This is a genomic window from Polaromonas sp. P5_D5 (assembly GCF_054049435.1).
Genome location: NZ_JBFUMJ010000004.1, coordinates 297,458 through 309,751, shown reverse-complemented (window position 1 = coordinate 309,751; position 12,294 = coordinate 297,458). Strand labels below are relative to the sequence as shown.

The 12,294-nt window shown below is 61.2% G+C and carries 10 protein-coding genes; 4 read left to right on the top strand and 6 right to left on the bottom strand.

Annotated features, from left to right (window positions below):
• The first annotated feature begins 54 nt into the window (after positions 1-54).
• Positions 55-504, top strand: coding sequence for a barstar family protein (locus tag ACXJKE_RS17865; protein WP_348050784.1), 450 nt, complete (start codon positions 55-57; stop codon positions 502-504).
• A gap of 270 nt (positions 505-774) precedes the next feature.
• On the opposite strand, the gene ACXJKE_RS17860 is transcribed toward ACXJKE_RS17865, so the two are convergent.
• From ACXJKE_RS17860 to lptD, 4 genes are all read right to left on the bottom strand, one after another.
• Complete coding sequence (locus ACXJKE_RS17860; RefSeq protein ID WP_457281934.1) at positions 775-1,476, bottom strand: glycosyltransferase family 25 protein; 702 nt, start codon at positions 1,474-1,476, stop codon at positions 775-777.
• Between the two features lie 18 nt (positions 1,477-1,494).
• On the bottom strand, positions 1,495-2,274 hold the full coding sequence (gene rsmA, locus ACXJKE_RS17855; protein WP_457281933.1) for a 16S rRNA (adenine(1518)-N(6)/adenine(1519)-N(6))-dimethyltransferase RsmA: 780 nt from the start codon (positions 2,272-2,274) through the stop codon (positions 1,495-1,497).
• Positions 2,275-2,401: 127 nt separating this feature from the next.
• Positions 2,402-3,820 (bottom strand): peptidylprolyl isomerase, encoded by a 1,419-nt coding sequence (locus tag ACXJKE_RS17850; protein WP_457282088.1) that lies wholly within the window; start codon positions 3,818-3,820, stop codon positions 2,402-2,404.
• Positions 3,813-6,269 carry an LPS assembly protein LptD gene (gene lptD, locus ACXJKE_RS17845; protein ID WP_457281932.1) on the bottom strand — a complete coding sequence of 819 codons (2,457 nt, stop codon included), beginning with the start codon at positions 6,267-6,269 and terminating at the stop codon, positions 3,813-3,815. Before lptD ends, ACXJKE_RS17850 begins: the two co-directional genes overlap by 8 nt.
• 117 nt (positions 6,270-6,386) lie before the next feature.
• On the opposite strand from lptD, the gene ACXJKE_RS17840 reads away from it, so the two are divergent.
• From ACXJKE_RS17840 to ACXJKE_RS17830, 3 genes are all read left to right on the top strand, one after another.
• Positions 6,387-7,568, top strand: coding sequence for an aminoglycoside phosphotransferase family protein (locus tag ACXJKE_RS17840; protein WP_457281931.1), 1,182 nt, complete (start codon positions 6,387-6,389; stop codon positions 7,566-7,568).
• Between the two features lie 102 nt (positions 7,569-7,670).
• A complete protein-coding gene (locus ACXJKE_RS17835) occupies positions 7,671-8,435 on the top strand; it encodes a 16S rRNA (uracil(1498)-N(3))-methyltransferase (RefSeq protein WP_457281930.1) in 765 nt (254 codons plus the stop codon).
• The gene (locus ACXJKE_RS17830) at positions 8,432-9,601 is read left to right on the top strand and encodes an MFS transporter (RefSeq protein WP_457281929.1); all 1,170 of its coding nucleotides are present in this window, start codon (positions 8,432-8,434) and stop codon (positions 9,599-9,601) included. Before ACXJKE_RS17835 ends, ACXJKE_RS17830 begins: the two co-directional genes overlap by 4 nt.
• Before the next feature lie 152 nt (positions 9,602-9,753).
• Here ACXJKE_RS17830 and ACXJKE_RS17825 read toward each other — a convergent pair whose 3' ends face one another.
• Both ACXJKE_RS17825 and ACXJKE_RS17820 read right to left on the bottom strand, forming a co-directional pair.
• Positions 9,754-10,683, bottom strand: coding sequence for an alpha/beta hydrolase (locus tag ACXJKE_RS17825; RefSeq protein ID WP_457281928.1), 930 nt, complete (start codon positions 10,681-10,683; stop codon positions 9,754-9,756).
• 73 nt (positions 10,684-10,756) lie between these two features.
• Positions 10,757-12,232: a M20 family metallopeptidase gene (locus ACXJKE_RS17820; protein ID WP_457281927.1), complete on the bottom strand. Its 1,476-nt coding sequence runs from the start codon at positions 12,230-12,232 to the stop codon at positions 10,757-10,759.
• Positions 12,233-12,294: the final 62 nt, after the last annotated feature.

The window sequence follows — 12,294 nt, the reverse complement described above, 5'->3', positions numbered from 1 at the left end:
ATTGAACTGTGATCGTTATTTTGAGTTTTTGACTTAAGAGAAAGAGTAGCGGAGATGGATACACCACTTCGTCGGGACAACGAAACGCCTTTGCGCAAGGACGGTGAAACGCCCTTGCGCGGCGTACGTCCCAATATCGTTCAATCCATACGGGCCTTCCGGGTGCAAGACCTGCAGGATGCCGCGACACATTTAAACCAGCATTTCCTGTACGCCAACCTGGGCAACGCCCAGAGCAAGCAGGACGTGCTGGACATGATTGCGGCGCAGTACACCTTTCCGGCGCATTTCGGCAAAAACTTCGACGCACTGTACGACTGCATGACGGACCTGGTCCACAAGTCAGGCCCGCAACCCGGCTTTATTGTCGTGCTCGAGCAAATTCCGGCCAACGCCAAATTTGACAAGGAAGCGCGCGAGCAGTTGCTCGACATCTTCCGGGATGCCTCTGATTACTGGGCGGATCGCAAGATACCGTTCAGATGTTTCTATTCTTTTCTGTAGCCCGCTCCCCAGACATTGGCCAAGGGGATCGGGCGAATGAGGCCCAGCAAGCAACCGCGGAAGGCGAAGAAATCATGCCGACCGACAAATTGGTAGACGTGTCGCCACTGGCGTTGCGCATGAGCAGCCCGTTTAATGCGGGTTACTGGCTGGCAGCTGCCTGAAAAAAGGCGCGCTGTCCGGTTCACAAAAGGCCCGCTTGTTGCGGGCTTTTTTTCGCCAGGCCGGAAGTTAAGACAACGGCCGCATCCGACAGCACCGCGCCGCGACTTAAAACATGTAGTAAAGAATGCGGTGAAAATATTTGCTGATATCAATCGGGATGCGCACCAGCATCAGCTGAAGACGCGCGATGCCGGACAATCGCGGTCGAACCCGATGGCCGATTTGCGTGTCGGTTCCCGCCTGGCGGACCGGATAGGGCAACAAGGCATAGGTGTTGATACCGTGTAAATGCCTCGCCTCCATAAAGTCGTCAACGGCCATGTAAAACCGCGTTGATCGCCGTATCAGCTCCGCGGCCTCTCGCGGTCCCAGCACATAAGCCGCCGCGCCGGAAGGGTCACCCCAGTACTTTGCGTAGGGTGTGTCGCCGATGAATTTGTGCCGTTTCTCAAAGACGCCTGCGAGCCTGACCATGGGATACGGTGCCAATTCAAGCTGGGCGAGCAACGCCGTACTTAGCGTTGGAATTAATACGTCATCTTCCAGCACCAGGCATTTTTCGCCCTCGGCCAGCACTGCTCTCCAGGCATCCTGATGCGCCAGAAAACAGCCGACCTCCCCGGGCGACATGCTGTAACCATAACGAATCCGACGCGCACTTTCGCTGTAGCCTACCTCGGCCAGCCGTTCTGGGTCGACTCGCACACCATCAATCAGGCTATAGCGCAGCCCCAGCGTCATCATTTGCCGGTCAATAGTCGCTCGCCTGGTGGTCGCCTCGGGAAGTGAGATGACAAATATCTTCATATCAGGTGTACCGAACAGCTAATTGCGCAGTTGCGCTACGCTCCGCGCCAGGGCCACATACTCGGTCACCCCGACTTCTTCAGCGCGCCGCTGGACATCAAACTGCCCGCCAAAACCGTGGCTGTCCAGCCACTTTCCCAAGGTGTGGCGCAGCAACTTGCGGCGCTGGCTAAAGGCGACCTGCACCAGCTCACTCAGGAGTTTGACGTCCAGCGCCACAGGCGCTGCATGCGGCACCATGCGCACCACGGCGCTATCGACCCGCGGCGGCGGATCAAAACTGTGCGGCGGCACGAACAGCACGTTTTCCATCGCGTAGCGCCACTGCAGCATCACGCTGAGCCGACCGTAATCGCTGGTAGCTGGCACCGCCACCATTCGGTCTATCACTTCTTTTTGCAACATGAAGTGCTGGTCTTCTATGACCTCCACGGCATCCAGCAAATGAAACAGGATGGGTGTGGAAATGTTGTAGGGGAGATTGCCGACCACCCGAAGTTTTTGCCCTTCGGCACAGGCCGTTCGCGCCAGCTGGCGGACATCCACTTTCAACACGTCGGACTCAACCACGGCAAGCTGGGGGTGCAATCGCAACTGGCGGGCAAGATCGCGGTCCAGCTCAATGACCGTCAAGTGCCCCACCCGTTCAACCAAGGGTTGGGTCAGCGCAGCCAATCCAGGCCCGATCTCCACCATGGCCTGTCCTGGACGTGGAGCAATCGCCTGCACAATCCCCTCAATGACGCCTTGGTCCGTCAGGAAATGCTGGCCAAAACGCTTGCGCGGAATATGTTTCACATTGGGGGCGACCTAAAGCCGCCAGACTGGCATACAAACAAGACTGCCTTTTTTTGGAGAAGTCAGCCGGAAAGTTGACCCGCCCACGCAGCGCGAATGGAACCTTAAGGAAGGCCTGAGGCGATCTTCACAGCTGCGGTGCGTCACGGTACTCCACATAGGCGCGGCCCCGAATCTCCTGGATCCACAGTGCATAGGCTTCGTTTTGCTTTTTCTCGCGCAGCACACCGCGTGCCATCTCCCGCTGTTCACGTTGCGATAGCTGGGTCTCGCGGCGTTCAAGCACCTGAATAAGATGGACGCCAAAACGGGATACCAAGGGATCCGAGACCTGATTGGGCGCCAGGCCGTTCATGACTTTCTCGAACTCAGGCACAAACATGCCGGTACTTGCCCAGCCGAGGTCACCGCCTTCCTTTGCGGAGGCATCGTCGCTGTTCTCACGTGCGAGTGCTGCGAAATCAGCCTGCCCGGCCTGGATGCGTCTTTTAAAACCCGCCAGCTTCTCCACTGCGGCGGCTTCACTGAGCTGTGGCGTCAACCGGAGCAGGATATGCCTGGCATGGGTTTGTGCCACCATCATGCTGGGCATGCCGCCTTGCCGTTTTTCGATGACTTTGAGGATGTGAAATCCCGCCCCGCTCCGAACCGGCCCCGCCAGGCCCCCCGCCTGCAATTTGCTTGTCGCCTCAACAAAGAGATCCGGATAGCGGTCTGCAGTCCGCAACCCCATCAGGCCCCCCGAAGCGCGCGTGGGAGACGCCGAAACTTCGGCGGCCAGTGCCGTGAAGTCTGCACCGTTGCGGGCACGGTCCATCACCTGCTGGGCCTTGGCCTGCAGCGCTGCGACTTGATCGGGTGTGGCATTTTCCGGCACGGCCACCAGAATTTCCGCGAGGTTGAGCGCCAGCGAAGACGATGGGGTGCCGCCATCCTGGTCACGCAGAAATTGGTCGACTTCCTGCTCCGTGACCGTTGCACGAGTCTCCAGCTCGCGTTGGCGCAAACGGCTGACCAAAAGCTCGTCCCTCAATTCCGAGCGGAATTGGGCATAGTCAATCCTGTCCGCTTTCAGGCGATTGCGCAGCTCGTCGACCGTGATCTGGTTTTGGCTGGCGACGGTCTGGACCGCAGCTTCGACGGCATTGTCATCGACCCGCAGACCCGAATTGCGCGCCATTTGCAGCTGCGCCTTGTCGCTGATCAGGCGTTCCAGAATTTGTCCGACCATTTCACTGCGCGGCGGCACTGTCGCGCCCATCTGAAGCATTTGTTGCTCGGTCCGAATCAACTTGCTTCGGACCTCGTTGTTGGTAATGGGTTCGGAGTTGACCACGGCAACAATGAAGTCAGCCTGCCGCTGCGCGCTTCCTTGCGCCGACGCAGTCCGGGAGCCCGTGGCCGCGTCGGGCAGGCGCAATGTACCCGATGGCCGCAACCCCTGCGCCTGAGCACCCACCATCAGCACAATCGACAATGCCATGGCCGTTGTGGCGGCTTGAGTGGAGTTCAAAAAAAATCTTGGGACGGCGCGGTTATTAGTCATAAGTAGTAAAGCGGCTTGGCGTGCTGGTATTCTCACGCAGATATTGGTAACGTGGAACATTCGACTTCAGGGTTTCCAGGGGGTTGGAACCGAGGCGCGAAAACCCCACAAGTTCAAGCTGAAACAGGATTTTCGTATCCGAGCTTCCGGTCCCGGTTTGAGAGCGCTGCAGAACCACGCGCCCTATCCAGCAGCAACCATCGTATTCAACACCGATGATCGAGTCGACCAGTTTTTTGTCCAGCACGCTGTAATTCAGGCGCCCAACGGCATAGTAGCGGCCGCCTCCCTGGCCCTGCCCAGCGCCCAGATCTTTTCCCTTGTCGCCCCACAAATCATTGATGGGCCACTGCCAGCCCACGTCAATTTGCTCGCTGACATTGCGCTGGCGCCGGAATGCGGCACTGATGACGCGGTAATTGCTGGGGTTGTAGCGCACGCCAATCGATGCACGCTCAGATTGCTTGGTCTTCGGGTTGTACTGAACCGTACTGTCGAAAGACCACTGCGGCACCCAATTGACGGAAGCCCCGACCAGCAAGTCGCTGATGCGGTCGGTGACCGGCAATACACCCGGCAGGGTCACCTTCTGATCCTCAAAACGAAAGCGCTGCGCAATGCCGACACGCACAGCTTCAGCACCGGTCGCAGGATCCAGCAGACGCGAGGTAACGCCCAGGGTCAGCAGGTTAGCGTCTGAAATACGGTCATTACCGACAAATGCGTTTTCGGTAAAGACCGTGGCGAAGTTGAAGTCGTTGGACCCGGAGTCGTAGTTGGGCAGCAGACTCTGGTCGCGATAGGGAGTACGCACATAAAAGGCCCGGGGCTCCAGTGTCTGGGTAAAGTTCCGGCCCAGGAACCCGGCATTACGTTCAAACTGCACGCCGCTGTCCAGGCTGAAGGTAGGCACAACACGCGACGCCGTTGTCGCACCATTGGGCAACGCTGAATCAAATTTGTAACTCGTGGCATGCAGCTGCACTTTGGGGGTGATGTACCCCGCAGGCAGCAGCCAGGGGCGGCTCAGTTGCAGCCGCGTGAATGCCCGGTCACTATTGGGCTGGTTGGTGAGCTGGCGATCTGCGGAAAAACGGGTGAAGTCGCCCTCCACCGACCAGTCAAAGCCATTGCCCAATCCCACCACCGGCGCATCCACACGGGTGTACGCCGCTGCAAACTGGGGCAGGCGGTCGTAAGGCGGAACGATGGGCGAAGTGACATCCTGCAATGTCTGCCATTTGAGCGTTCGCATGGACGAAGAAAAGAACCCGCGGGTCCACGACAAACTCGCGTCCTGGGGCAGAAGGCGCTGGGTGGTCGCCCCCTTGAGAGCTGGAAAGTCACGCCAATAATCGTTGTCACTCACCCGGTTCAGGTTGAGGTTGATGCCCAGGTCGCCGACGGATGACAGGCCGCTGCTGATGGCACCAACGTGCTGATAACTGTAGGACCAGCGGTCACGGTTGCGCAACTTGTCGCCGGGCAGGAAGTTTCCCTGCAGTTCGCCTGTGTACTTCGGCTCCAGGTAGCGGAATTCGCCGGCGAGGTCCACCCCGCGTTTGGTCATGATCGCCGGTGAAAATGTCGCGTCCCGATTGGGCGCAATATCAAAGTAATAAGGTTGCCGATACTCAAACCCGTTGATTGAGCCCATGCCGATGGAGGGCGGCAGAAGACCCGACTTGCGCTTGTCGCTCAACGGAAAACTCACCCGGGGAAAAGCCAGGATAGGCACATCCTTGAAACGCACAACGGCTCCATTGGCAACGCCAACTTCGCGGTCCAGGTCAAACTCGAAGCTTCTGGCGCGCAATACCCATGAGGGCTCCCAGCTGGCCTCGTCATTGCGCTCGCAGGTGGTGTAGCTGGCGCGCTGGGCCGTCAAATGGCCTTCATCGATGAAATCGATCCGCTCCGCCTGGCCGTTGCCGCTGTTGCTGAGGAAGCGGTAGGCCGGCGTCGTGAAAAAGCCTTCAAACCGGTCCAGCTTGATCTCCAGCTCGGGACCCTCAAACCTGTTGCCCGCCCGGTTGATGCGAACATTGCCGCGGCTTTTAAGTTGGTCTTCGGGCTGGTAGTACTCAATGCGGTCCGCGCGGATGGCGGTAGACCCGCGGCGCAATTCCGCATTGCCGTCAATCACGGTTTCAAGATCGGGGCGGCCGGAAATCCGGTCGCCAAAAACAAATGTGGGGCCCTTGTCCTGGGGATCGCTGGAAACCTGCTCGGCCAGCTGGGGCGAAGACTTGAGTTTCGGGGTGTCGCCTGCGGGCCGGTCCGCGGGGGGAACAGCGGAAGGGGCCTGAAAAGGAGCAGGTGACGCAGCCGGAGTTTGGGCGTGCGCCGTCCCGGCACCCGTCATCCCCAGTGCTGCGCAAACCACCAGCGTGGAGACAGCTTGAGCTATCGGGGAAAGAATAAAGGGCGAAGGGGATGCGCGGCGCATCGTTTATGTGAGATAAACCCGTTTGTAAAATCAGGCCTGATTATCCATGACCCTCCACCCCGTCCCCACAATGTCGAACCAGCGCCCAATTGCAGGGCTGGCAGGGACTCCAGAAACATGACCACCCCTTCCATTGCCTGGGCCGACCCGGCACGTGCCATGACCTTCGAAGCCTGGCTGACTGCCGCTGCCCGCCAGCACAATCTGCGGGTCGACACCATCAGGCCGGCATCAGCTGACGCAAGTTTTCGCCGCTACTTCCGGGTGGACGCAGCAACAGGCGATGGCAGTTACATCGTCATGGACGCACCACCTGCGCAGGAAGATTGCAGACCTTTCGTCAAAGTCGCCGGCCTGATGAGCGGCGCCGGCTTGATTGCCCCGCGCGTACTGGCCTGGGATGAGCCAATGGGCTTCATGCTGCTAAGCGACCTGGGTGCGCAGACCATGATGGAAGCGATTAGACCGCCCGCCGAGGTTGATGCTATCGCCAGCCCCACTCCGGCGCACTACGACCTGTATGTAGATGCGGTGGAGGCCTTGGTGCGCTGGCAACTCGCCTCCACGCCCGGCGTGCTTCCGCCCTACGACGATGCACTCCTGTCGCGCGAGCTGTCGCTCTTTCCGGACTGGTATGTCGCCAGACATCGCGGGCTGGCGCTGGACACCGGCCTTCAGGACAAGCTGAACGTCATCTTCGAACAGATCAAGGCCAGCAACCTGAATTCGCTCAATGGCGCACGGGTGTTTGTGCACCGCGACTTCATGCCCCGCAACCTGATGATCACCCGGCCCAGCAACGCAGGGGGCATGCAATTTTCCGACGGGCCGCCCCTAGGAAAATTAACCCCCTCGGGGGGCAGCGCAGTACGCGAAGCGACAAGCGTGGGGGCTCCACCTTTGGGCGTGCTGGACTTTCAGGACGCGGTCTACGGCCCCATCACCTACGACATCGCCAGCCTGATGCGCGACGCCTTCCTGAGCTGGGAAGAAGATTTCGTACTGGACATCACCGTGCGCTATTGGCAAAAAGCCCGCAAGGCCGGCCTGCCGGTCGGTGACGATTTTGGCGAGTTTTACCGGGCCGTGGAATGGATGGGCCTGCAGCGCCACCTCAAGATTCTGGGCATCTTTGCGCGCCTCACGCTGCGTGACGGCAAGCCCAAATACCTGGCCGAAACGCCCCGCTTCATCAAATACGCCCGCAACACCGCTGCGCGCTACCGGCAGCTCGGGCCGCTGATGGTGCTGCTCGACGAGATTGAGGGCAATGAAACCCGTGTGGGCTACACCTTCTGATGCACAATCAGGCCATAGCGCCCACTGGCTCTGCGCAAGCAGCTATTATTTTTATAGCATTCACAGCAAGCACCTAACAATGCATCTTCCTGCACCAGCACCATGACCGCCCGGTTTTTCGCTGACATCGCGCTGGCGTCTGGCAGCATCGTCAGCCTGCCGCCATCCACTGCGCGCCACGTCCAGGTCTTGCGGATGCAGCCCGGCGACGCCCTGACAATATTCAACGGCCAAGGCAACGGCCAGCCCGGCAGCGAAGGGGAATTTGCAGCCACCGTCGAGCGCATGGGCCGCAGCGATGTGGAGGTCCTTATCGGCGGCTACACCGCCACGGCACGCGAAGCCAGCCGTTCCATTCACCTGGCCGTCGGCATGCCCGCCAATGACCGCATGGACTGGCTGATTGAAAAAGCCGCCGAATTGGGCGTGGCCAGCATCCAGCCCTTGATGAGCGAGCGCAGCGTGCTGCGCATCAAGGGTGAGCGAGCCGACAAAAAAATCGCGCACTGGCGGGGCGTCGCCGTCGCGGCCTGCGAGCAATGCGGCCGCAGCCGCATACCACCCGTTCACGACGTCGCTAACCTGTCTGACTGGCTCAAAGGCGCGGGGCAGGGCGCAGCTGGCGGCACCCGGCTGCTACTCTCATTACAAGACGGCAGCCGGCCGCTGGCCGAAGCGGTGGCCGCAGCTGGTGCCGGCGCACTGACCTTCCTGAGCGGTCCCGAGGGCGGCCTCAGCGCGGCTGAAGAGGCTGCGGCCATGGCTTGCGGCTTTGCGGCCGTCACCCTCGGCCCGCGCGTGCTTCGGGCCGAAACCGCACCGCTCGCCTGCCTGTCGTTTCTCGCAGTGACAAGCGGCACGCCATGAACCGCAATCTCTGGCTGCTGGCCGTCTGCCAGGGCCTCTTTCTCACCAACAACGTCACCTTCATCGCCATCAACGGCCTGGTCGGCCTGAACCTGGCACCGCTGGGCTGGATGGCGACACTGCCCGTCATGGGCTATGTGGTGGGTGGCGCGCTGTCCACGTCCGTGGTGGCGCGCACGCAAATGCGCTTCGGGCGCAAGATTTCCTTCCAGCTGGGCCTGCTGGTGGCCGCCGCCTCGGCCCTGCTGTGCTGCTATGCGGCTTACAGCAAAAATTTCTGGCTTCTGGTGGCCGCCACAGTGGTGGCGGGCTACTACAGCGCCAATGCCCAGCTCTACCGCTTTGCCGCGGCCGAGCTCGCCCTGCCGGCCTTTCGCGAGAAGGCCATTTCCCTGGTCATGGCAGGCGGCCTGCTGGGCGCCGTCGCCGGGCCCAACCTGGCGGCCTCTACGCGGGGGCTGACCGACGTGCCCTTTGCAGGCGCCTACCTGGCGCTGGCCGGCGTGGCGCTGCTGTCGATGGCGCTGCTGGCATTCATCCGGTTTCCGCCGCCGCCCGAGGCGCATGCCAGCCGCGGTGGCCGGCCACTTCGCGAAATCATGCGGCAGCCGATCTTCATCGTGGCCGCCGCAGCCGGTGCCCTGGGCTTTGGCGTGATGAACCTGCTGATGGCGGCCACGCCAATTGCCATGCAGGTTTGCGGCCTGCCGTTTTCCAGCGTCGCGCTGGTGCTGGAGTGGCACGTGATCGGCATGTTCGCACCCGGTTTTTTCACCGGTCACCTGATCCGGCGCTTCGGCACTTTGCCCATCATGGCGGTGGGTCTGGCGCTCAACGTGGTGTGCGTGCTGATCGCGCTCTCGGGCGTGGAGCTCAAGGAATTTCTGGCGGCGCTCTTTTTGCTGGGTCTGGGCTGGAATTTTCTTTTCACCGGCAGCACCACCCTGGCGCTTGAGACCTATCGGCCGGAAGAAAAAGACAAGGCGCAGGGCGCGCTCAATTTCTGTATTTTTGCCGTGCTGGCGGTTTCCTCGCTGGCCTCCGGCGTGCTGGTGACCACCCAAGGCTGGGCGCTGTTGAACCTGGGGTCACTGCTGCCGCTGGGGCTCACCGCCGCCGCGCTGGCCTGGCTTGCACTCGGCCAACGCAAGGGACAGAAGGCCTGAGAACCTGGTTACGCCTCGCACCGTGTCCGACATTGCGGTCAGGCTGGGCATGGAACCCGGTGATGTCGCCAGTTACTGCTATTGTTTTTATAGCTGTTTGCGCCCGTTCTTATTGGGCCGAAGCCGAATTTCTCTTGAGATTTTCTTAACCGCTAGAAGCGGGCGTCCAGCCAGGCCTTGAGCGTGTCAAACACCGGCTCCGACTCGACTTCATTGAATATCTCGTGATAGAGGCCCTCAAAGCACCGCGACGTCACCGTACCGGCGGTCACGGCCGGTGAGTGGGCCGCGTTTTCCGAGAAAGCGCGGCTGCCGGCCGGATTGACAAGCCGGTCCGCACCCGCATACATCAGCAGCGTAGGCGTGCGCCATTGGGCGGCGGCCGCCACCGTCGCGGGACCCGCTGTTGCGATGAATTTGCCCAGGCGTGGCGAGATTCTGTCGTGCACCAGCCGGTCGGTGAAGTATTTTTTGACCACCTCTTCATCGTGCGAGATGTAGCGCGCGTCCAGGCCGTTGCCCACACACAGGTCGGGTGCCAGCCTCGGCATAAAGGCCAGCAGCAGCTTTTGCAAGACGTTGAGCCCCGGCTCCAGCGCGGGAGAAGACATCACGAGGCCATCCACGGGGCGAATGCCCAGTGCGACAAACCGGCTCACCACCAGACCGCCCATGCTGTGGCCAAGCAGAACCAGGGGAAGATGCGCAGGCGGCTGCGGGCTTCGTCCGTCCGCGTTGACCTCCTCCAGAAGGCGCACGCAACGCAGGCGCGTGTCGTCGACTATTTCGGCCAGGTCGTCCAGCAGTGCAGTCTCATTGGGCAGCACACCACGGACCCCGCCCGATTCGCCATGGCCGCGCTGGTCGTAGGCACGCACGGCAAAACCCCAGTCGAGCAATTGGCTGGCGACATGGTCGTAGCGGCTGGCGTGCTCGCCCAAGCCATGGACCAGCAGCACCATGGCGCGCGGCGGCAACGCATGTTGACCCCCTTCGATGGCCAAAGCATCCAGTGGCCACTCATAGAGAGCCAGGTTCTCGCCGTCGCGGGCGGTGAAAGGCGCTAGGACGGTGGAATGCATGCGGCAGCAAAAGCCTGGCTTGAAACAAGCGCTGCCGGCAAACCGCGGCGCAAAGAAGGGTAGCTCACCCGCATCAACCGGGAACACGGGCCATCACATGCGCGACCGCGGCGGTCAGCTTCTTCGCATAGGGCACGTTCAGGAACTCGTTAGGGCCGTGCGCATTGCTCTTGGGGCCGAGCACACCGCAAACCATCATCTGCGCCTTGGGGAAGCCCTTGCTCAGCATGTTCATCAGCGGAATGGTTCCGCCCTGGCCTATGGTGCCGCAGGGCGCGCCGAAGAAGCTTTGCGACGCATCGTTGAGCGCGTTCTCAAACCAGGGTACGGTGCTGGGCGCATTCCAGCCGGTGGCGCCGCCGTTGCTTTCAAACGTGACTTTGGCTTGGTAAGGCGCATTGTCTTCCAGCAGTGTCTTGAGTTCCTGCACCGCGGCGCCGGCGTCGATCAGCGGCGGAAAACGCAGCGAGAGCTTGAAAGCGGTGTAGGGGCGCAGCACATTGCCTGCATCCTTGAGGGCCGGAAAACCTTCGGCACCCGTCACGCTCAGCGTCGGCCGCCAGGTGCGGTTGAGCAGGGCTTCCACCGGGTCGGTCGTGGTGGGCAAGGCAAATGCGCTGGAGCCTTCACAGTCGTAGTGCGCCCAGGGAAAGCGCTTGTAGATTTCTTCGCCGAGGATTTTGGCGGTGGCCTGCGCCTGCGCCAGCCGGTCGGCCGGAACCTCACAGTGAAAGCTCTGCGGCAGCAGACGACCGGTCTTGCTGTCTTCCAGGCGGTCCAGCACCTGGCGCATGATGCGAAAGCTCGACGGCACCAGGCCGCTGGCGTCGCCGGAGTGCACGCCTTCGGTGAGGATTTCCACCTTGAGCACGCCCGCCGCGTTGCCGCGCAGGCTGGTGGTCAGCCACAGCTGGTCGTAGTTGCCCGCGCCGGAATCCAGGCACACCACCAGCGCGACGTCGCCCAGGCGCTCACGCAGCGCATTGACGTAAGGCAGCAAATCATAGGAGCCGCTTTCCTCGCAGGTTTCGATCAGGCCAACGATGCGCGGGTGCGGCACGTTCTGCGCTTTGAGCGCCTGCACCGCGGCAATGCTGGCGTAGACCGCATACCCATCGTCGGCGGCGCCACGGCCATAAAGCTTTCCATCTTCGTACTTGGCCATCCAGGGGCTCAAATCATTGCGCCAACCGGTGAACTCGGGCTGCTTGTCGAGGTGGCCGTACATCAACACGGTTTGCGTCGAATCGGCGCGCGTGGCCGGGATCTCAAAGAACAGCACCGGGGTGCGGCCTTCGAGTCGCACGATCTCCAGCTTGAGGCCTTCGACCTTCTGCGCCTCGACCCAGGCCGCCGCATTGCGCATGACGGTGTCGATGAAGCCGTGCTGCGCCCAGTCGCTGTCAAACGTGGGGGACTTGGCTGGGATGGAGATGTAGTCGGTGATCTGTTTGACGATGTCGCCGTCCCATTGGGCCGTGACCTGGGACAAGGCCTGGGCGGCGTTAAGGATGCTGGCGGGGATTTCGCGGTGCAGTGGGGCGTTCATTGGAAAGGCTCCGGGAACAAGGGTATCGGCTTTTTTAGGACAGCGTTTTGCTGCCGCACCTG

What these genes read in the sequence shown, in the direction of transcription:
- lptD (WP_457281932.1), bottom strand. Translation starts at nt 6,269, where the DNA reads ATGCGCCGCGCATCCCCTTCGCCCTTTATTCTTTCCCCGATAGCTCAA.
- ACXJKE_RS17860 (WP_457281934.1), bottom strand. Translation starts at nt 1,476, where the DNA reads ATGAAGATATTTGTCATCTCACTTCCCGAGGCGACCACCAGGCGAGCG.
- ACXJKE_RS17825 (WP_457281928.1), bottom strand. Translation starts at nt 10,683, where the DNA reads ATGCATTCCACCGTCCTAGCGCCTTTCACCGCCCGCGACGGCGAGAAC.
- ACXJKE_RS17830 (WP_457281929.1), top strand. Translation starts at nt 8,432, where the DNA reads ATGAACCGCAATCTCTGGCTGCTGGCCGTCTGCCAGGGCCTCTTTCTC.
- ACXJKE_RS17835 (WP_457281930.1), top strand. Translation starts at nt 7,671, where the DNA reads ATGACCGCCCGGTTTTTCGCTGACATCGCGCTGGCGTCTGGCAGCATC.
- ACXJKE_RS17840 (WP_457281931.1), top strand. Translation starts at nt 6,387, where the DNA reads ATGACCACCCCTTCCATTGCCTGGGCCGACCCGGCACGTGCCATGACC.
- ACXJKE_RS17850 (WP_457282088.1), bottom strand. Translation starts at nt 3,820, where the DNA reads ATGACTAATAACCGCGCCGTCCCAAGATTTTTTTTGAACTCCACTCAA.
- ACXJKE_RS17865 (WP_348050784.1), top strand. Translation starts at nt 55, where the DNA reads ATGGATACACCACTTCGTCGGGACAACGAAACGCCTTTGCGCAAGGAC.
- ACXJKE_RS17820 (WP_457281927.1), bottom strand. Translation starts at nt 12,232, where the DNA reads ATGAACGCCCCACTGCACCGCGAAATCCCCGCCAGCATCCTTAACGCC.